The organism is Pseudomonas sp. CYM-20-01, assembly GCF_023169845.1.
Classification (GTDB): domain Bacteria; phylum Pseudomonadota; class Gammaproteobacteria; order Pseudomonadales; family Pseudomonadaceae; genus Aquipseudomonas; species Aquipseudomonas azotoformans.
This window is the reverse complement of the sequence record NZ_AP025169.1, coordinates 2,068,370-2,085,948: the sequence shown is the minus strand read 5'-3', so window position 1 is coordinate 2,085,948 and position 17,579 is coordinate 2,068,370. Positions and strand designations below refer to the sequence as shown.

Below are 17,579 nucleotides of genomic sequence, written 5' to 3'. Positions count from 1 at the left end.
GGTGAGGGGTTCTCTGTTTTTGTTGTGCGGTCACTGTATGCAATGTTCGGACTGGATGTCCATAGAGTTGTATACAATCAATCGAACAAGTTACCCTCCATCGGCGTTACAAAAACAATCCGGCCGTGATGAGCCAGAACGCCAAAGGACCCATAACAATGAAAAAGGCACTACAGGGCGCAACCGTCGCACTCACCCTCCTCGGCGGCGGGGAGGCCGTCGCGGTGGAATGGATGAACAACAGCGTAGGGTTTCGCTACGGTCAGCAGTTCACCAACCCGAACAATCCCGACGAATTCAGCAAGCGCATCTACAGCTTCACCCACGCCAGCGGCTACCGGTATGGCAGCAACTTCCTCAACCTCGATGTGTTCATGTCCGACAGCCGCGACCCGCGCAAGGGTACGGACCATGGCGGGAGTGAGGTGTATGTCGTATACCGCCACCAGTTGTATGCGTCGCGGGTGTTCGATGTGCCGCTGGGCAGCGGCCTGGTCAAGGATTACGCGCTGACGTTGGGTTTCGATGCCAACCGCAACAACAACTTCGCCTCAGCCAAGAAGCGCGCCCTGGTGATCGGCCCGACCTTGAAGTTCAACACCGTCGGCGTGCTGGACCTGAGCCTGCTGTACTACAAGGAAAGGAACCACACCGGCATCCCCGGCGCGCAGGAGTCGAACCACACCTTCGACGATACCTACATGCTCAATCTGACATGGATGCGCCCGTTCGAGATCGCCAACCATGCGGCGAAATTCCAGGGTTTTATCAATTATGTCGGGGAAAAAGGCGAGGACTATCACGGTCGCGACACCGCGCCGGAAGCCCTGATGCGCACCGCGCTGATGGTGGCGGTGCGACCGGGCAAAAGCGTGAAGCCGAACCTGTACCTGGGGGTGGGTTACGAGTATTGGCATAACAAATTCGGCGTGGATGGCGGCCGGGGCAGCCGCACATCAACGCCGACGGTGAACCTGGAAGTGACGTTCTAGGCGGCTGCCAGTTCCGAATCATCGGCCTTGGGCCGTGCCAGCCAGTAACCCAATACCGCCAACGGCGCGGTCGCCAGCATCACGATCACGGTAATCAGCAGCGGTTGGTCGATCATCGATGACACCAACAAGCTGCTGAGAAAGCACAGGCCCAATTGCAGCGTATTTTGCAGCGCCGCCGCCTTGCCGGAGTTTTCCGCAAACGGCATCAGCGCATTCGCCACGACGATGGGGTAACTGGCACCGTTGCACAGCGCCATCAGGCAGAACGGAATCAGCAAGGTGGTGAGGGTCGGCACAGTCAAAGTGGCGACCAAGTACAACGCCACCATGCTGATGCAATACGCCAGCAGCAGCCACGGCAACAGCGCCTTGCCCTGGAAGTGCTGCAAGGCGCTGCGGCAGCTGTAACCGCCGACCAGGAACGCCAAGGTGGGCAGCACGTAGCTCAGGCCGATGTCATTCGGGCTGTAGCCCATGCCGCCCAGGATGAAGGGCGACGCCGTCAGCCAGGCAAAGAAACTGGCCGAGCACGCGGCAAAAATCATGACATTGCCGGTGAACACGCGAGACGTCAGTAACTGCCCATAACCCAGGCGCGAAGGTTCACCCTTCGCTGCCTGACGTTTTTGCGCAGTACGCAGGAACAACGTCGGCAACAGCAGCAACAACGACACCCCCAGCAATACGCCAAAGATCGCCTGCCAGCCGAAGTGATTCAGCACCAGCGCGCCCAACAGCGGCGCTAAAGCCGGTGACAACGACATCAGCGGCATGATGCTGGCGAACACGCGGTGAGCCTTCTCGGCCGGGTAGCGGTCGATCACCAGCGCCTGCCAGCTGACGGCGGCAGCGCACACGCCAATGGCCTGGATAAAACGCAATGCCAGCAGTTGCGGCGCCGTTTCGACCCAGAACATGCCCGCACAACCGAGCACAAACAGGCTCAGCCCGGCGAGCAGGATCGGCTTGCGCCCCAGGCGGTCGGACAACGGCCCCCACAACAACTGCCCGACCGCAAAGCCGGCGAGGAAGATACTCAAGCTGGCGCCCACCGCGCCTGCGCCAATCTGCAATTGCTCGCCCATGGCGCCGAACGCCGGCAGATACATGTCCATGGCGAGGTAACCGAGCATGCTCAGCCCCGCCAGATACGCAGTGAAACCAAAAGAATTTTTCATTGAAGCCTTGTTGACCTTGCCATCAAACTATTTGCTGACTGCCGCCCATTATGAAGCTGACAGTTTTGGTGTGAAGCGATAATAATTGGGCACTCTTATCAATAAATTTGAAGGCAGCCGCCATGTGGTCTGAATATTCGCTGGACGTTGTCGACGCAGTAGCGCGTCATGGCAGCTTCAGCGCCGCTGCCCAGGAACTGCACCGGGTGCCGTCGGCCATCAGCTATACGGTGCGTCAGATCGAGGAATGGCTGGCGGTGCCGTTGTTTGTGCGGCGCCACCGGGACGTCGAGCTCACGCCAGCGGGCCGGCTGTTTATCGAGGAAGCCCGTGGTGTGATGAAAAAAATGCTCGGCACCCGACGCCTTTGCCAGCAAGTGGCCAACGGCTGGAGTGGCCAGTTGAAGGTGGCGGTGGATTCCATCGTCAAACCCCAGCGCTGCCGGCAGTTGGTCATTGATTTCTATCGGCAATTTCCTGAAGTCGAGCTGTTGCTGGAGTACGAGGTGTACAACGGCGTGTGGGATGCCCTGGCGGATGAGCGCACCGACATTGTGATCGGCGCCACCAGCGCGGTGCCGGTGGCCAGCCGCTTTACCTTTCGCGACATGGGCTTGTTGAACTGGCTGTGTGTGGTCAGCGCGCGCCACCCGTTGGCCAGCGTCGAAGGCTTGCTGAGTGACGATCAACTGCGGCCCTTCGCCTCGTTGTGCATGACCGACACATCACGCAACCTGCCCAAGCGCGACACCTGGACCCTGGATAACCAGCGACGGCTGGTAGTGCCGAATTGGTCCTCGGCCCTCGATTGCCTGCGTGATGGCCTGTGTGTCGGCATGGCCCCGGCGCATCAGGTGTTGCCATGGATCGAACGCGGGGAGTTGGTGGCGCTGCAATTGAGCCGGCCGTTTCCGGCCAGCCCGTCGTGTGTGGCCTGGGCACAGGACAAGCTGTCCCCGGCCATGGCCTGGTTGTTGGAGTACCTGGGCGATACCGAAACCCTGAACCAGGAATGGCTCAATGGGCCTGATCCAGTAACCGGGTAATGGCCCGCACGATCATCTCAACCTCCTTGGCATCCAGGGTCAGCGGCGGCAGCAGCCGAATGACCTTGCCCCGCGTCACGTTGATCAACAGGCCGTGTTCCTGGGCCGCGCGCTGGGCCAGGTCACGATAAGGGCTCGCGAGCTCGATCCCGATCATCAACCCCTGCCCACGAATCGCCAGGACGTGCGGGTGCTCAGCCAATTCCACCCGCAACCGCGCCAGCAGGCGCTCGCCCTGTTGCGCCGCGTTCTGCAGCAAGCCTTGTTCTTCGATGATGTCCAGCACGGTGCAGCCGACCCGACAGGCCAACGGGTTGCCGCCGAAGGTGCTGCCGTGACTGCCCGGCGTGAACAGCTCGGCCACACCAGCCCGCGCCAGGCAGGCGCCGATGGGTACACCGTTGCCGAGGCCCTTGGCCAGGGTCATCACATCCGGGACGATGCCTTCATGCTGGAAAGCAAACCAGGCGCCGGTGCGGCCAATGCCGGTCTGGATTTCATCGAGCATCATCAACCAGCCATGGCGGGTGCAGTGATCACGCAGGGCTTTCAGGTAGCCCGGCGGTGCCGGCAGTACGCCGCTTTCACCCTGGATCGGTTCCAGCAGGACCGCGGCGATACGCGCACCCAACCTCTGGGTGATGGCTTCAAGCGCAGCCAGATCACCAAAGCCCACCTTGAGAAAGTCCCCCGGCAACCGCTGGAAACCCAGGCGAACCGACGGCCCATCACTGGCAGCCATGGTGCCGAGCGTGCGGCCATGAAAGGCGTTTTCCATCACCACCACCAACGGCTCTTCAATGCCCTTTTTCCAGCCATGCAGCCGCGCCAGTTTCAGCGCTGTTTCATTGGCTTCGGCCCCTGAGTTATTGAAGAAGGCCCGGTCCAGGCCAGACAGTTGGGCCAGGCGCTGGGCCAGCCGTTGTTGCCAGTCGATGCTGTAGAGGTTGGAGGTGTGCAGCAACAGCCCGGCCTGTTCACTGATGGCCGTCACCAGTCTGGGGTGCGAGTGGCCGACATTGGTCACCGCCACACCAGCCACCGCATCAAGGTATTCGCGGCCCTGCTGGTCCCACAGGCGCGTGCCCAGGCCGCGGGTAAAGCTCAGCGCCAGGGGTTGGTAAGTGGTCATCAGGCAGGCGGCGGTCATGGTGCGGGCTCCAGTGCATCGTTGTGATGCCTTCAGTATCGTTAGCCACCTGAGATGGATAAACTGCACATTCCTGCAATGACTTTAAATCAGGACTTGATAATGGATCTGTTCCAGGCAATGTCGGTGTACGTAAAAGTGGTCGAGACTGGCAGCATGACCGCCGCAGCCCAGGCCTGCGGGATGTCGACCACCATGGTCGGCAACCACTTGCGCGCGCTGGAACAACGCCTGGGCGTCAGCCTGCTCAAGCGCACCACGCGCAAACAGAGCCTCACGGAATTCGGTGGGCAGTATTACCAGCGCTGCCTGGAAGTGCTGGGCTTGGTGGCTGACTCCGAACAGCTTGCCGAGCTAGCCAACAGTGACATCCCCAAAGGTACCCTGCGTATCACCGCCCCCCCCGTATTCGGCACCGAGCGCCTTACACCGGCCTTGAGCGAGTTTTCCCGGCGCTACCCGCTGATCAACCTGTACGTGGTGCTGAGCAACGAGCGGATGGACTTGGTCGACAGCGGCTTCGACGTGGCGATACGTCTGGGCGAACTGGAAGCGTCGAGCCTGATTGCTCGGCCAATGCAGGACTACACCCTCACCCTCTGCGCGTCACCTGCGTACCTGGCACGACGCGGCACGCCTTCGAAACCCGAGGACCTCAAGCAACATGACTGCCTGGCGTTCGCCTACCCGGCAAATGACAATTGGCGCGACACCGAAAAACTCTGGCGCATGACCGACGATAGCGGCGAGGTGGAAGTGCCAGTGTCCGGCTCATTGACCATCAACAGCTCGCAAGGCTTGCGCCAGGCGGCCGTCAACGGCATGGGCATCATCATGCTGGCCGATGCCCTGGTACAACCGGACCTGGAGAGCGGCAAACTGGTGGCCTTGTTGACCACCTATCGACTGCCCAGCCGCCCCATGCATCTGCTCTACGGCCAGGACCGATATCGCCTGCCCAAGCTGCGCGCCTTCGTGGATTTCGCCATGGAAAAGTGGGCGCGCTAGAAGCCCACGCCCAACTCACGCAACTGCGCGGCCGTGCGCTCGGCAGACACATGGTGAATCCCCTGCCAGCCCAGTGCGATGGCCGCTTCGATATTGCCGGCAACGTCATCGATAAACACCACTTCAGCCGGCTGGATATCCGGCAACTGCGCACGTACCTGGCTGAGGCTGGCGTGATAGATCGCCGCGTCAGGCTTGATCAGCTTCAACTCGCCGGATACCACGATGTCGCGAAAACACTGCAGGAACGGGTAATTGGCCCGCGCATAGGGGAACGTCTCGGCAGACCAGTTGGTAAGCCCGAACAACGGCATATTGGCTCGGTGCAACGCTTCGAGGATCGCCACACCTTCCGGCAACGGCCCTCGCAGCATCTCGTGCCAACGGTCGTAATAGGCTTGAATCAAGCGCTCATGATGCGGGTATTGCTCGATCAGGCTGCGGGTGCCATCGGCCAGGGAGCGACCGGCGTCCTGCTCGGTGTTCCAGGCCTGGGTGCAGATGTTATCGAGGAACCATTGCCGCTCATGCTCGTCGGCAATCAGCTTGCGGTACAGGTGCTGCGGGCTCCAGTCGAACAGGACACCGCCGAAATCAAAAACCACTGCACGAATCGTCATCAGATCCTCCGTTAGCCTGAATGTGATAGCGGCTGGAGTCTGGCATATCGGAGCGATCGGACGCTGCTCAAAAATGTGTAAGAGGGTTCTGAAGGCAGCCTTTTTCAGCGGCCATAAAAAACGGCCCCGAAGGGCCGTCTTTTTGAACCGGATCACTTACGCCTGAATCAGGCCGTTGATCTTCACGGTCGGATTCACGTCAGCCTCGTAGTCCACGCCGTCGATTTCAAAGCCGAACAAACGCAGGAACTCCGCCTTGTAGCCGGCAAAATCGCTGATTTCGTTGACGTTGTCGTCGGTGACCTGGTTCCACAGGGCCGCCACGGCGTCCTGGACTTTCGGTTCCAGCTCGGCCAGGTCGGCACGCAGGCGGCCGTCGGCGTCGAGTTTAGGCTGGCTGCCGTACAGGCTGTCCTTGAACAGGCCGTAGACCTGCTCGATGCAACCTTCGTGGGTGCCCTGCTCTTTCATCACTTTGAACAGCAGCGACAGGTACAGCGGCATGATCGGGATCGCGGAGCTGGCCTGGGTGACCACGGCCTTGAGCACCGACACACGGGCGTCGCCCTTGAGCGCGGCGAGGTTGTCGCGCAGGGTCAGGACTTTCTTGTCGAGGTCTTTCTTGGCTTCGCCGATGGAGCCGTTCCAGTAGATGTCCTGGGTCAGCTTCTCGCCAAGGTAGGTGAACGCAGTGGTCTTGGCGCCTTCGGCCAGGACGTCGGCGTCACGCAGGGCGTCGATCCACAGCTGCCAATCTTCGCCACCCATCACTTTGACGGTGCCGTCGATTTCTTCCTGGGTCGCTGGCTCCAGGGTGGTGTCGACCACAACGCCTTTGTCGGTGTTGATGCCGCGCAGGGTCACGGCCTTGCCGATCGGCTTGAGGGTGGAGTTGTGCACCACGCCTTGCGGGTCGGTACGGCGAGGCGCGGCCAGGCTGTAGACGACCAGGTCGATCTTGCCGAGGTCTTTCTTGATGGTGTCGATGGTCAGGCGCTTGATCTCGTCGGAGAACGCGTCGCCGTTGATGCTCTTGGCGTACAGGCCTTTTTCGACGGCAAACTTCTCGAACGCGGCGCTGTTGTACCAGCCGGCGGAGCTCAGCTTGCCTTCTTCGCCTTCTTTCTCAAAAAACACGCCCAGGGTGTCGGCGCCACAACCAAACGCGGCACTGATGCGCGCGGCCAGGCCGTAGCCGGTGGAAGCACCGAGGACCAGCACCTTTTTCGGGCCGCCTTCGATGACGCCGTGTTGGGTCACGTAGTCGATCTGTTCCTTGACGTTCGCTTCACAGCCAACAGGGTGAGCGGTCACACAGATGAAGCCACGAACCCGCGGTTTGATGATCATAAAATTTCTGCCTCTTCCAAGGTGCCGAAGGCCAGTGGTGGCCATTCAACTTCAATCGTACCGGTCTATGACGTCCAAAAAACCGAAGCGTCACGATAGTCGCAAATCTTCTGTTTACAAAATCCAATCCACACAGCGCCGCCGGGGTTAAAAACTGTGTAAAGCCTTCACAATTTCGCAATATTTAAAACGCCCGGCTGCGGGGGAAAGCCCTATCATAGGGAGATTGTTTCATTATGTTTCATGTCTTCGCATCTCTGGGTGCCATGAGGACTGGAACTCGTGCACCTTCCCCCGTTGGAGTTGAGCTTCATGAGTGCGAGTGTCAACCGCAAGAAAATAGTCTCGGCCGCCTGGATCATCGGCGTGCTGCTGGTTATTTATTGCTTCCCGGTCACCACCCTGGTGTTCCTGGGCCTGGTGCTGGTGTGTGGTGTCTATGACTTTTTGCGCAACGGGCTGTACGACCGCACGACGATCAAAAAGTATTTTATCGGCAGTGGCCGTAACACTTGGCTGCTGGCCCCGTTCAACACCTTGTTCGACCTGTTGAGTTCGCCTAACCGCCACGTCTACACCATGGCCGACCTGCCACCCGCCTGGCGTGAAGACCTGCAACAGGTGATCAACGATGCCATGGCCCACAAGGACGAAATCATCGGCTACCTGGATGAGCGCATGGCCGAGAAGAAACGCGGCATGTTGTTCTTCCAGTGGTACGGCCAAGCCATCGAGACCACCCTGGACATTCCGAAACTGCGCGAAAAACTGCCGTTCGTGAAGACCATCGGTGTGTCGGTGTTCAATGAAAACCGCTCGACCTCCTTTCACTTCGGCCCGCTGCGCATGATGTTCCGCGTGCTCTACAACATGGCCCCGGCACCGCATCACGAGGGCGTCTACATCCAGGTGGGCCAGCACAAGCATTACTGGCACGACGACCCGCTGTTTATTTTCGATGACACCTTGATGCATGCGTCTTTCAACAAAAACGACGCCAAGCGTTACTGCCTGTTTATCGATATCGTGCGACCGACGCCGATCCCCCGGGTGCTCAATGCCGTGATCGCTGGGTTTGCCGGGATGGCCTTTACCCTGCGTCGGGTTTTCTACAAAAACTGGAAGCTGATTCAGTGAGTTCTGCGGCATGATGGTGCTGGACGGTATTTGCGCTCGACCTTGCGCGTGAGGTAAATAACCGTCTCGTGCGACCGAATTCGGCGCCCATCATTCTCAAGCCATCGCGGCCCCTTGCGGGTGCGGTGGCTGCGCTTTCAAGGAATCAGAATGCCCCAACGTCAAGTCATCAATGCCTCCGTCAGCCCCAAGGGCAGCCTCGAAACCCTGTCTCAACGTGAAGTCCAGCAACTGAGCGAAGCCGGCACCGGCAGCATCTACACCCTGTTCCGCCAATGCGCCCTGGCGATCCTCAACACCGGCGCGCACATCGACAACGCCAAGACCATCCTCGACGCCTACAAAGATTTTGAAGTGCGCATCCACCAACAGGACCGCGGCGTGCGCCTTGAACTGCTGAACGCTCCGGCCGACGCCTTCGTCGATGGCGAAATGATCGCCAGCACCCGCGAGATGCTGTTCAGCGCCCTGCGCGACATCGTCTACACCGAGAACGAGCTGGACAGCCAGCGCATCGACCTGAGCAACTCCCAGGGCATTACCGACTACGTGTTCCACCTGCTGCGCAACGCCCGTACGCTGCGCCCGGGTGTCGAACCGAAGATCGTGGTGTGCTGGGGCGGGCACTCGATCAATACCGAAGAATACAAATACACCAAGAAGGTCGGCCACGAGCTGGGCCTGCGCAGCCTTGACGTGTGCACCGGTTGCGGCCCTGGCGTGATGAAAGGTCCGATGAAAGGCGCGACCATTTCCCACGCCAAGCAGCGGATTACCGGCGGGCGCTACCTGGGCCTCACCGAGCCGGGCATCATCGCGGCCGAGGCGCCGAACCCCATCGTCAACGAACTGGTGATTTTGCCGGACATCGAGAAGCGCCTGGAAGCGTTCGTGCGCGTCGGCCACGGCATCATCATCTTCCCGGGTGGTGCCGGTACAGCAGAGGAATTCCTGTACCTGCTGGGCATCCTGATGCACCCGGACAACCGTGACCTGCCGTTCCCGGTCATCCTCACCGGGCCGAAACACGCCGCGCCGTACCTGCAACAACTGCATGCCTTCGTCGGCGCCACCTTGGGCGAAGCGGCCCAGGCGCACTACCAGATCATCATTGATGACCCGGCGGAAGTGGCACGCCAGATGACTGCCGGCCTCAAGGCGGTGAAGCAGTTCCGCCGCGAGCGCAACGACGCGTTCCATTTCAACTGGCTGTTGAAGATCGACGAAGGCTTCCAGCGCCCGTTCGACCCCACCCACGAGAACATGGCCAGCCTGCAATTGAGCCACGCCCTGCCGCCCCATGAACTCGCCGCCAACCTGCGCCGCGCGTTCTCGGGGATCGTGGCGGGTAACGTGAAGGACAAGGGCATCCGCCTGATCGAGCAGAACGGCCCGTATGAGATCCACGGCGACCCGGCCATCATGAAACCGCTGGACGAGTTGCTACAGGCCTTCGTCGCCCAGCACCGCATGAAGTTGCCGGGCGGCGCGGCGTATGTACCGTGCTACCGCGTGGTGCAATAAGCTAGCGCTGTACCGCCACACATTTGATTTCCACCAGCAGGCCGGGGTGCGCCAGTTCGGACACCCCGATTGTGGTCCAGGCGCAATGCCCACGTGGAAACAGGCGGTTTTTCACTTCACGGAAAACCGCCATGTGCTGGCTCATATCCACATGATAAGTGGTCATGTCCACCACATCGTCGAACGTGCAACCGCCCTCTTCCAGCACCTGCCGCAGATTGTCCCAGGCCGCGACGAATTGCGCCGCGGGGTCCTCGATCACCGCCAACCCAGCCGTACGCCCGACCTGCCCGGCGCAGTACAACGTCTTGCCAACCTTGACCGCAGGCACGTAGCCGGCGCGCTCGACGATGGGGTGCATGGAGACAGGGATAACGAGGCGGCGGTCGGTCATGGTTTGTATCTCTTTAGGCCCAGCGGGCGTGGACAGTTGGGACTAGTGTTTTACCTGTTCCGACTAACCCACACCAGATGAGCACCCTATGGACCAACGGATATTGTCCTCTGTCATTCCTTACCCTAAGGTAAGGAATATCACGATGGAGATCTTCAACATGGCTATCGCTACACTGACCTCAAAAGGTCAAATCACCATTCCTGTCCAGGTCAGGACCGCCCTCGGCCTGGAAACAGGTGATCGAGTTGAATTCGTAGAAATGCAAGATGGGCAGTTTTCCATCATTGCCGCGAGCAAAACGGTGCATGACCTCAAAGGGTTGATCCGCACGCCCGCCAGGACCATCTCTATCGAAGAGATGAACCAAGCCATCGCAGCGCAGGGGGCCAAAGCCGGATGATCGGGCTGGATACCAATGTGCTGGTGCGCTACGTCACCCAGGATGATCCCGTTCAATCCGCCAAGGCATCCGAGCTGATCGAATCACTGACCATCGCCTCGCCGGGCTTTATCAGCCTGGTCTCCATTGTGGAGTTGGTGTGGGTACTGCAAAGCTGCTACCAGTCGGCCAAAAGTGATGTGGTGATAGTGCTTGAGACCCTGCTGCGCACCCGCGAATTGACCGTAGAACATGGGGAGATCATCTGGCAGGCGCTGCGCAAGTTTGTGGCGAACAAGGCTGACTTTGCAGACTGCCTGATCGAGCGCTGCGCCCACGCCGCCGGTTGCGAATACACGGCAACCTTCGACCTCAACGCGATCAAGGCCACCGGCATGAAGCGGCTGGCCTGAACCCTGGCGTTGCGGCCGCGGGCGGGCTTTGGTACAAACCGTGTTCACCTTGATCGAGAGAAAGACCGACGTGCGCACGCTTCTACTCGCCGCCCTGGCCATGGCCCCCACTCTCGCCCTGGCCGACACCATCACCTGGCCCGATCTACCAAAGACCTGCTTTGTCAGCGGCCGCTCCGCCACCAGTGTGGATGTCGACAGCGGTTGCGCCGCCTTCCTGATCAATGTGAAGGGCAAGGCGGCGGGGACGCCGATCAAGCTGGATATTCCCCAATACGCGATGCATGTCGACGAAACCACCGGCAAGGAAACCCCGGTGATACTTATCCAGGCGGAGGAGAACGGCGAGGTCAAGGCCGTGGGCTACCGGGAACTGGGCACCGATCAACTCGGCGCCGCGTTGCTGCGGGAGGTTCGGCTCCTGGGCACCCAGAAGCCGATTTAACGCTCGTTGCCGATGAAACCAGGGCTCAGCGAACCCAGCCACCGCCCTGCCAGTGATACCCATCATTGCGCTGCACCCAATGTGGATGCACATAGCGATAGCCTTCACGTACAGGCTCCCAGTGGCCGTGTACAGCCACATATCGCCCGCCGTCCCAGCGCCAGTAACCACGCGACCAGACGTAGCCGTAGCGCACGGGCGGCTCGACTTCGATCACCTGCACCGGCGGCGGTTGTGGCGCGATGACTTCCACATACTCACGTTGCACCGGCCTGCGCTCGTGCACGACGCGCTCTTGCACACATCCGGATGCCGCGACGACCATGGCCGCCAATGCTGCATAACGTAGCCACATACAAAAAACCCTCGGGCGCGTGCGCCCAACACTGACACTGGTAAAAAATGCCCCCTTGTTGCGGCCTCGCTCCTGCTTGGCTCTGGAATATTTTTAACAGGTGGCGTCTGTCAGGTTGCTGAACTGTTCTCACGGCCATGAAAAAGCCCGCTGACCGTTACCGGTTCAGCGGGCTTTTGTGCATCAGCCTGGCTTACAGCGCCAGGTCAGATGCCGGCTTGCTTGGCTCAGCCGCAGGCTTGGCAGCCTCGGTAGCCTTTGGGGCAGCCATTTGTGGAATCACAGGCGGCGTAGGCAGTTGCAGGACTTCGGCGGTGTAGGCCCATTCCTTGGCAACCGCTTCCGGGCTGTCGTTCAGCTTGGTGCCGTAGCTCGGTACGATCTGGTGCAGTTTGGCCTGCCACTCAGGAGTCGCGACCTTGTCCTTGAACACTTTCTGCAGCACGGTCAGCATGATCGGAGCCGCGGTGGACGCGCCTGGCGATGCACCCAACAGGCCCGCGATGGTGTTGTCGGCGGAGCTGACCACTTCGGTGCCGAGTTTCAGGACGCCGCCCTGCTCTTCGTCACGCTTGATGATCTGCACGCGCTGGCCGGCTTGCCACAGGCGCCAGTCGGATTGCTTGGCGTTCGGGAAGTACTCTTGCAGCGCCTTGAAGCGGTCGTCATCGGACAGCATCAGTTGGCCGGCGAGGTACTCGACCAGTGGGTATTCACGAATACCGACTTTGGTCATTGGCCAGATGTTGTGGGTGGTGGTGCTGGTCAGCAGGTCCAGGTACGAGCCTTCTTTCAGGAACTTGGTCGAGAAGGTCGCGAATGGGCCAAACAGGATCACGCGCTTGCCATCCAGCACGCGGGTGTCCAGGTGCGGAACCGACATCGGTGGCGCGCCAACCGAAGCCTTGCCGTAGGCCTTGGCCAGGTGTTGCTCGGCAACGGTTGGGTTATCGGTCACCAGGAACGAGCCGCCCACTGGGAAGCCAGCGTATTCCTTGGCTTCAGGAATGCCCGACTTCTGCAGCAGGTGCAGTGCACCGCCACCGGCGCCGATGAACACGAACTTGGCGTCGGTTTCGGTCTTGGTGCCGTCTTTCAGGTTTTTGTAGCTCACACGCCACGAACCGTCGGCGTTCTTGGTGATGTCCTGCACTTCGCTCGACAGTTTCAGGTCGAACTTAGGCGTGGTTTGCAGGTGAGCGACGAACTGGCGGGTGATCTCGCCGAAGTTCATGTCGGTACCCAGCGGGCTCCAGGTGGCCGCGATTTTCTGGTTCGGGTCACGCCCTTCCATCATCAGCGGAACCCACTTGGCGATCTGCGCCGGGTCTTCGGAGTACTGCATGCCGGCGAACAGCGGGCTGGCCTTCAGGGCTTCGTAGCGTTTTTTCAGGAACTTGATGTTGTCATCGCCCCACACAAAGCTCATGTGCGGTGTGGTGTTGATGAACGAACGCGGGTCCTTCAGCACGCCCTGGCGGACCTGCCAGGACCAGAACTGACGGGAAATCTGGAACGCTTCGTTGATCTCGACCGCTTTCGGGATCTCAACGTTGCCGTTCTTGTCTTCCGGGGTGTAGTTCAGCTCAGCCAGGGCCGAGTGACCGGTACCGGCGTTGTTCCAGCCGTTGGAGCTTTCTTCGGCCACGCCATCCAGGCGCTCGACCATCTCCATCGACCAGCCCGGCTCCAGCTCATTGAGCCAGACACCCAGGGTTGCACTCATGATGCCGCCGCCAATCAGCAGCACATCGACTTTCTTTGCCTCTTCCGCCTGAACGGAGCTGATCCCCAGCGACAAAGCCAGCCCCAGCAGGGCAGTGTTTACTTTTTTAAACATCAGTAGCACCTATGATAAAACGCCATCCGCCCTACCGCCCCTGATCATGGGCAACCCTCCATCACAGCTGCGCAAGGCAGCACCGCGGGGTATGCACATTCACGAGAGGGCCGCAGGGTGGGCACACAAGGCCGACGTATCGACCTCACTGTTTATGTCCCTTCTGCGCTGACTTCTTATCATTATTGGCTTCAGCTACCTGGGCGACAGCCAACCGCTGGGACGTACGTACCCAGGGGATGCTAGACCAGGACGGCGCGCAGAATATCACGGCAAACGGCGTTTATGCGCCGTTTGGCCAATTGACAGCTCTAAATCGCAGCTTTTAACCCGTCGATGTCAAGCGTGGCAGGCGCGACCTGGGGTCACAGGCCTGGAACTCTCACGCAAACCGCTGTTCTAGACACCTTTGCCGCTGCTTGCGTAGCATCGGCGGCTCTCCTTCGTGCGCTCCATCCAACCAGAGTTACCCATGACTATCCAGCAAACACCCGGGCATGTGCTGCCCGCGCGCGGCGCCGCCAAAATGGAAGCGGCCATGGCCGTGGGCGCCTTCGCGATCGGCACCGGCGAATTCGCCATCATGGGCTTGATGCCCGACATCGCCCACAATCTCAATTTGAGCGAACCGCAAGTCGGCCACGCCATCAGCGCCTACGCCCTGGGCGTGATGGTTGGCGCGCCACTGCTGGCCATTCTTGGCGCCAAGCTACTACGCAAACACATGCTGTTGCTACTGATGGGCCTGTACGCCTTGGGCAACCTGGCCACCGCCTTCACCCCGACCTTCGGCTCGCTGGTGGCCTTCCGCTTTATCAGCGGCCTGCCCCACGGCGCCTACTTCGGCATCGCCGCCGTGGTCGCCTCGAGCATGGTCCCCAACGACAAACGCGCCGGCGCCGTGGCCCGCGTAATGATGGGCCTGACCCTGGCCATGCTGCTCGGCAACCCCATCGCCACCTTCCTCGGCCAACACCTAGGCTGGCGCTCGGCGTTTGCACTGGTCAGCGTGATTGCCCTGTGCACTATCGCGCTGGTCTGGCAATTCGTGCCCCATCGCCACGACGAACAACGCAGCGACCCGCGCAAGGAACTGCGCGCCTTCACCAAGCCGCAGGTGTGGATGGCGTTGTCGATTGGCGCGATCGGGTTTGCCGGGATGTTCTGCGTGTTCAGCTATTTGGCGCCGACCATGCTGGAAGTGACCAAAGTCTCGCCGCAGTGGATTCCCTTCGGCCTCGCCGCATTTGGGGCAGGCGGCATCATCGGCAACATCGCCGGCGGCAAATTGTTCGACCGCCTGCAATTTCGCGCCGTGGGTTGGATCATGGTGTGGTCGATGGCCGTGCTGATCTTCTTCACCGTCGCCGCCAGTTCGCTGTGGAGCGTACTACTGGGCATTGGCCTGGTCGGCACCATGATCGCCATGGCGGCCCCCCTGCAAATCCGCTTGATGGACATCGCCCACGAAGCCCCGAGCCTGGCGGCGGCGTCGAACCACGCGGCGTTCAACCTGGCGAACGCGCTGGGGCCGTGGCTAGGCGGGATGGCGATTACAGCCGGGTACGGCTGGACCAGCACCGGCTATATCGGCGCCGCTACAGCGCTGATCGGCCTGGGCATCTACCTCATCGCCCGCCGCATGAAGGGGGGGCACTGACGCCCCCGGTTTTGCGCCGATCACAGCTCCAATGTGGGAGGGGGCTTGCCCCCGATAGCAATGGGTCAGTCACCACCCCAGTGACTGCCCCACCACCCCATCAATCATCATGCAACAACCCCGCCCCATACTCCCCATAACTACTCCCCAGCCCACTGCCGCCATAATTCATCTTGGTGGCTTTGCTGGGGCTATGGTCCCCAAACGCCTGGCATCCGCCTGAAAAACACGGGTCACTGCTCACGCCGGCCGACCCCGTCGAACAAGCGCCCAACAGCAACGTGCCAGCAACCATCACGACTTTAACGAGGTTCGAGATCATGGTTTCAGTTCCCTGTGGAATGGAGGCGCGGAGGTCCTCTCTTGAAGAGGATCGTAGACCTCAAAAGCGCCGGGAGTGATGAAACATTGCTGGGTGACAGGATGGGTTCAGGTTGCCGCCTTGGGGTAAGGCGGCGGGGTTGGGTGTCAGGCGGCAGGTACGACCTGTTCCTGGACTCGGTCGACGAGTAGAGCGCTCAGATCGATGAGTTGTTGGATGCCAAGGACGATGGCACGGTGCGGGTCTTCGAGATCGAAGGCCAGGGTGGCGGCCATTTGATTGGCGGATGCGAGGTTTTCGGCGGCGTTGGCCAGGAGGGTTTCGGTGTCGATGTTGGGGCTGACCAAGAACAAGTTGCCGGTTTGGTGTTCGGCGGGCGCACTGTTTTGATCGACATAAGGACTGCGTGATTTGTTAGGCATGGGCGAAGCTCCAAATATTTCCGGGAGTTAAAACGCCTTAGCAATACGGACTTCCACCTCCGGTCGCTGGGTTTGCAGCGACTTGCGCAGGTTAGCGATGGGTGGTCTGAGGGGCAAGCCGAAAGAAGAGTAGGAACTTTTTCCCGAATGCCCTCAGACCAAATCGATAAAACCACGATGCTCTGAATTGAGGTTAATCGCTTCTGGATACACCTCGCGACGACCTGCTGATTCAAGCCAACGATCCACAGTGTAAGATGCCCACAACCATCCACCATCGAGGTCGCCATGACTGGAATCTCCCTAAACCTGCCGGAAGACCTGTCCAACTCTCTTGCCGACTTGGCCAAAAGCAACGGCCAGACTGCGACCTACCTGGCGATGGATGTTCTTCGCGACTACATCGAGCATGAAAAAACCCTGACCGCTCAGATCGAGCTGGCAGTCAAAGAAGCCGACCAAGGCAAATTCGCAACCGACGATCAAGTAGCAGCCATGCGCGCTAGGCGCTGGAGTCGGAATGCGGGTTGAGTGGCTTGAAAAAAGCGCTCAAACATCTGGAAGACGAAGCGAACTATATCGCTCTCGAAAATCCAATGGCTGCTGACGACTTCTCCGATGCCATTTTCGCCAGCGTCGACAAACTGGCTCAATTTTTCTCTGTGGGTCGTGAAGGCCGGGTCAAAAACACCCGTGAATGGGCAGTACCCAATTGGTCATATCTGATTCCGTATCGGATACGCGGTGATCGCCTGCAAATCCTCGGGGTATTCCATACAAGGCAGCGTCCGCGTTCGAAGTGGTAGTGGACGCAAATCTCGGCGCCCCGACACCCAACATCCATCCCTGATAAACTGCGCCCCATTCGTCTCGCTAACTCAGATCCCCCCCAATGCCCCTACAAACCGCTCCCCTCTCCCGCCGCTTCTCCGTCGCCCCGATGATGGATGGGAACGACTGAATCTACAAGCCACGAAGGACGGGCGCTACAACCACACCGTCAACCATCCGTACCACTTTCGAACCACCAGCATTGCTGTCCAGTCGAAGCCTCTACAACCCTTCGCTGGCTGGGGCGCTTCTGACACTCCACTGGGTGTGCTTGGTTTTCAAACTAATCCTCAACTGTGGCAAGCGAAAAATCGCCAATCACCTGCAAAATGGCCGTTGCTCCTTTCTCCCACACCTCCGGTCATCTATACCTCCCTAGGCATCCGCCTCACAACAGAAATGATTTTCTTGCAATAGAATTAAAGACGATGATAGGCTCATTCTTATCATCAAAAAACGCATTTTTTTTACATTTTTCCAATTTAAGAACCCACGGAAGCAAAAACT

General features: G+C 59.8%; 20 protein-coding genes. 11 read left to right on the top strand and 9 right to left on the bottom strand.

The window, feature by feature from the left end; translation table 11 throughout:
* Window positions 1-158: 158 nt before the first annotated feature.
* Entirely contained in the window at window positions 159-992 is an 834-nt protein-coding gene (locus M2497_RS09400; protein ID WP_248487063.1) for a nucleoside-binding protein, read from the top strand.
* On the opposite strand, the gene punC is transcribed toward M2497_RS09400, so the two are convergent.
* The gene (gene punC, locus M2497_RS09395; protein WP_248487061.1) at window positions 989-2,173 is read right to left on the bottom strand and encodes a purine nucleoside transporter PunC; all 1,185 of its coding nucleotides are present in this window, start codon (window positions 2,171-2,173) and stop codon (window positions 989-991) included. The two genes, M2497_RS09400 and punC, sit on opposite strands and share 4 nt — an antisense overlap.
* Before the next feature lie 122 nt (window positions 2,174-2,295).
* Here punC and punR point away from each other — a divergent pair, with 122 nt between their 5' ends.
* On the top strand, window positions 2,296-3,219 hold the full coding sequence (gene punR, locus M2497_RS09390; protein ID WP_248487059.1) for a DNA-binding transcriptional activator PunR: 924 nt from the start codon (window positions 2,296-2,298) through the stop codon (window positions 3,217-3,219).
* Here the strand turns inward: punR and M2497_RS09385 are convergent.
* Complete coding sequence (locus M2497_RS09385; RefSeq protein ID WP_248487057.1) at window positions 3,191-4,369, bottom strand: aspartate aminotransferase family protein; 1,179 nt, start codon at window positions 4,367-4,369, stop codon at window positions 3,191-3,193. The genes punR and M2497_RS09385 overlap by 29 nt on opposite strands.
* A 102-nt stretch (window positions 4,370-4,471) precedes the next feature.
* Between M2497_RS09385 and M2497_RS09380 the strand changes: the two genes are divergently transcribed.
* Window positions 4,472-5,377 carry a LysR family transcriptional regulator gene (locus M2497_RS09380; protein WP_248487055.1) on the top strand — a complete coding sequence of 302 codons (906 nt, stop codon included), beginning with the start codon at window positions 4,472-4,474 and terminating at the stop codon, window positions 5,375-5,377.
* Here M2497_RS09380 and M2497_RS09375 read toward each other — a convergent pair.
* Together M2497_RS09375 and fabV are read right to left on the bottom strand one after the other, a co-directional pair.
* On the bottom strand, window positions 5,374-5,997 hold the full coding sequence (locus M2497_RS09375) for an HAD family phosphatase (protein WP_248487053.1): 624 nt from the start codon (window positions 5,995-5,997) through the stop codon (window positions 5,374-5,376). The two genes, M2497_RS09380 and M2497_RS09375, sit on opposite strands and share 4 nt — an antisense overlap.
* 156 nt (window positions 5,998-6,153) lie before the next feature.
* A complete protein-coding gene (gene fabV, locus M2497_RS09370) occupies window positions 6,154-7,347 on the bottom strand; it encodes an enoyl-ACP reductase FabV (protein ID WP_248487051.1) in 1,194 nt (397 codons plus the stop codon).
* Window positions 7,348-7,659: 312 nt separating this feature from the next.
* On the opposite strand from fabV, the gene M2497_RS09365 reads away from it, so the two are divergent.
* Together M2497_RS09365 and ppnN are read left to right on the top strand one after the other, a co-directional pair.
* Window positions 7,660-8,484 carry an aspartyl/asparaginyl beta-hydroxylase domain-containing protein gene (locus M2497_RS09365; protein ID WP_248487049.1) on the top strand — a complete coding sequence of 275 codons (825 nt, stop codon included), beginning with the start codon at window positions 7,660-7,662 and terminating at the stop codon, window positions 8,482-8,484.
* A gap of 150 nt (window positions 8,485-8,634) precedes the next feature.
* The gene (ppnN, locus tag M2497_RS09360; RefSeq protein ID WP_025856956.1) at window positions 8,635-10,008 is read left to right on the top strand and encodes a nucleotide 5'-monophosphate nucleosidase PpnN; all 1,374 of its coding nucleotides are present in this window, start codon (window positions 8,635-8,637) and stop codon (window positions 10,006-10,008) included.
* Window position 10,009: 1 nt separating this feature from the next.
* Here the strand turns inward: ppnN and M2497_RS09355 are convergent, their stop codons facing one another.
* Window positions 10,010-10,402: a RidA family protein gene (locus M2497_RS09355; RefSeq protein ID WP_248487047.1), complete on the bottom strand. Its 393-nt coding sequence runs from the start codon at window positions 10,400-10,402 to the stop codon at window positions 10,010-10,012.
* Window positions 10,403-10,547: 145 nt separating this feature from the next.
* Between M2497_RS09355 and M2497_RS09350 the strand changes: the two genes are divergently transcribed.
* The 3 genes from M2497_RS09350 (at window position 10,548) to M2497_RS09340 (ending at window position 11,642) form a co-directional block, all read left to right on the top strand.
* Complete coding sequence (locus tag M2497_RS09350; RefSeq protein WP_248487045.1) at window positions 10,548-10,805, top strand: AbrB/MazE/SpoVT family DNA-binding domain-containing protein; 258 nt, start codon at window positions 10,548-10,550, stop codon at window positions 10,803-10,805.
* On the top strand, window positions 10,802-11,197 hold the full coding sequence (locus M2497_RS09345; RefSeq protein WP_248487043.1) for a type II toxin-antitoxin system VapC family toxin: 396 nt from the start codon (window positions 10,802-10,804) through the stop codon (window positions 11,195-11,197). The genes M2497_RS09350 and M2497_RS09345 overlap by 4 nt, the downstream gene beginning before the upstream one ends.
* A gap of 70 nt (window positions 11,198-11,267) precedes the next feature.
* Complete coding sequence (locus M2497_RS09340) at window positions 11,268-11,642, top strand: hypothetical protein (RefSeq protein ID WP_248488186.1); 375 nt, start codon at window positions 11,268-11,270, stop codon at window positions 11,640-11,642.
* A gap of 25 nt (window positions 11,643-11,667) precedes the next feature.
* Here the strand turns inward: M2497_RS09340 and M2497_RS09335 are convergent, their stop codons facing one another.
* Both M2497_RS09335 and mqo read right to left on the bottom strand, forming a co-directional pair.
* On the bottom strand, window positions 11,668-11,997 hold the full coding sequence (locus M2497_RS09335) for a YXWGXW repeat-containing protein (protein WP_058424532.1): 330 nt from the start codon (window positions 11,995-11,997) through the stop codon (window positions 11,668-11,670).
* A gap of 193 nt (window positions 11,998-12,190) precedes the next feature.
* Window positions 12,191-13,837 (bottom strand): malate dehydrogenase (quinone), encoded by a 1,647-nt coding sequence (gene mqo / locus M2497_RS09330; protein WP_248487041.1) that lies wholly within the window; start codon window positions 13,835-13,837, stop codon window positions 12,191-12,193.
* Between the two features lie 472 nt (window positions 13,838-14,309).
* Here mqo and M2497_RS09325 point away from each other — a divergent pair, with 472 nt between their 5' ends.
* Window positions 14,310-15,497 carry an MFS transporter gene (locus tag M2497_RS09325; RefSeq protein ID WP_248487039.1) on the top strand — a complete coding sequence of 396 codons (1,188 nt, stop codon included), beginning with the start codon at window positions 14,310-14,312 and terminating at the stop codon, window positions 15,495-15,497.
* 100 nt (window positions 15,498-15,597) lie between these two features.
* Here M2497_RS09325 and M2497_RS09320 read toward each other — a convergent pair whose 3' ends face one another.
* Together M2497_RS09320 and M2497_RS09315 are read right to left on the bottom strand one after the other, a co-directional pair.
* Window positions 15,598-15,819, bottom strand: coding sequence for a hypothetical protein (locus M2497_RS09320; RefSeq protein WP_248487037.1), 222 nt, complete (start codon window positions 15,817-15,819; stop codon window positions 15,598-15,600).
* Window positions 15,820-15,965: 146 nt separating this feature from the next.
* Complete coding sequence (locus M2497_RS09315) at window positions 15,966-16,241, bottom strand: DUF6124 family protein (RefSeq protein ID WP_248487035.1); 276 nt, start codon at window positions 16,239-16,241, stop codon at window positions 15,966-15,968.
* Between the two features lie 288 nt (window positions 16,242-16,529).
* Here M2497_RS09315 and M2497_RS09310 point away from each other — a divergent pair, with 288 nt between their 5' ends.
* Both M2497_RS09310 and M2497_RS09305 read left to right on the top strand, forming a co-directional pair.
* Window positions 16,530-16,772, top strand: coding sequence for a hypothetical protein (locus M2497_RS09310; RefSeq protein ID WP_016975290.1), 243 nt, complete (start codon window positions 16,530-16,532; stop codon window positions 16,770-16,772).
* A 5-nt stretch (window positions 16,773-16,777) separates the two neighbouring features.
* Window positions 16,778-17,047, top strand: coding sequence for a type II toxin-antitoxin system RelE/ParE family toxin (locus M2497_RS09305; protein ID WP_248487033.1), 270 nt, complete (start codon window positions 16,778-16,780; stop codon window positions 17,045-17,047).
* Window positions 17,048-17,579: the final 532 nt, after the last annotated feature.

Excerpts from the sequence above, each read along its gene's own strand:
- M2497_RS09350 (WP_248487045.1), top strand. The coding sequence starts at position 10,548 with ATGGAGATCTTCAACATGGCTATCGCTACACTGACCTCAAAAGGTCAA.
- punC (WP_248487061.1), bottom strand. The coding sequence starts at position 2,173 with ATGAAAAATTCTTTTGGTTTCACTGCGTATCTGGCGGGGCTGAGCATG.
- fabV (WP_248487051.1), bottom strand. The coding sequence starts at position 7,347 with ATGATCATCAAACCGCGGGTTCGTGGCTTCATCTGTGTGACCGCTCAC.
- M2497_RS09380 (WP_248487055.1), top strand. The coding sequence starts at position 4,472 with ATGGATCTGTTCCAGGCAATGTCGGTGTACGTAAAAGTGGTCGAGACT.
- punR (WP_248487059.1), top strand. The coding sequence starts at position 2,296 with ATGTGGTCTGAATATTCGCTGGACGTTGTCGACGCAGTAGCGCGTCAT.
- M2497_RS09375 (WP_248487053.1), bottom strand. The coding sequence starts at position 5,997 with ATGACGATTCGTGCAGTGGTTTTTGATTTCGGCGGTGTCCTGTTCGAC.
- M2497_RS09335 (WP_058424532.1), bottom strand. The coding sequence starts at position 11,997 with ATGTGGCTACGTTATGCAGCATTGGCGGCCATGGTCGTCGCGGCATCC.
- M2497_RS09325 (WP_248487039.1), top strand. The coding sequence starts at position 14,310 with ATGACTATCCAGCAAACACCCGGGCATGTGCTGCCCGCGCGCGGCGCC.
- mqo (WP_248487041.1), bottom strand. The coding sequence starts at position 13,837 with ATGTTTAAAAAAGTAAACACTGCCCTGCTGGGGCTGGCTTTGTCGCTG.
- M2497_RS09320 (WP_248487037.1), bottom strand. The coding sequence starts at position 15,819 with ATGATCTCGAACCTCGTTAAAGTCGTGATGGTTGCTGGCACGTTGCTG.
- M2497_RS09400 (WP_248487063.1), top strand. The coding sequence starts at position 159 with ATGAAAAAGGCACTACAGGGCGCAACCGTCGCACTCACCCTCCTCGGC.
- M2497_RS09345 (WP_248487043.1), top strand. The coding sequence starts at position 10,802 with ATGATCGGGCTGGATACCAATGTGCTGGTGCGCTACGTCACCCAGGAT.
- M2497_RS09365 (WP_248487049.1), top strand. The coding sequence starts at position 7,660 with ATGAGTGCGAGTGTCAACCGCAAGAAAATAGTCTCGGCCGCCTGGATC.
- M2497_RS09315 (WP_248487035.1), bottom strand. The coding sequence starts at position 16,241 with ATGCCTAACAAATCACGCAGTCCTTATGTCGATCAAAACAGTGCGCCC.
- ppnN (WP_025856956.1), top strand. The coding sequence starts at position 8,635 with ATGCCCCAACGTCAAGTCATCAATGCCTCCGTCAGCCCCAAGGGCAGC.
- M2497_RS09385 (WP_248487057.1), bottom strand. The coding sequence starts at position 4,369 with ATGACCGCCGCCTGCCTGATGACCACTTACCAACCCCTGGCGCTGAGC.
- M2497_RS09310 (WP_016975290.1), top strand. The coding sequence starts at position 16,530 with ATGACTGGAATCTCCCTAAACCTGCCGGAAGACCTGTCCAACTCTCTT.
- M2497_RS09355 (WP_248487047.1), bottom strand. The coding sequence starts at position 10,402 with ATGACCGACCGCCGCCTCGTTATCCCTGTCTCCATGCACCCCATCGTC.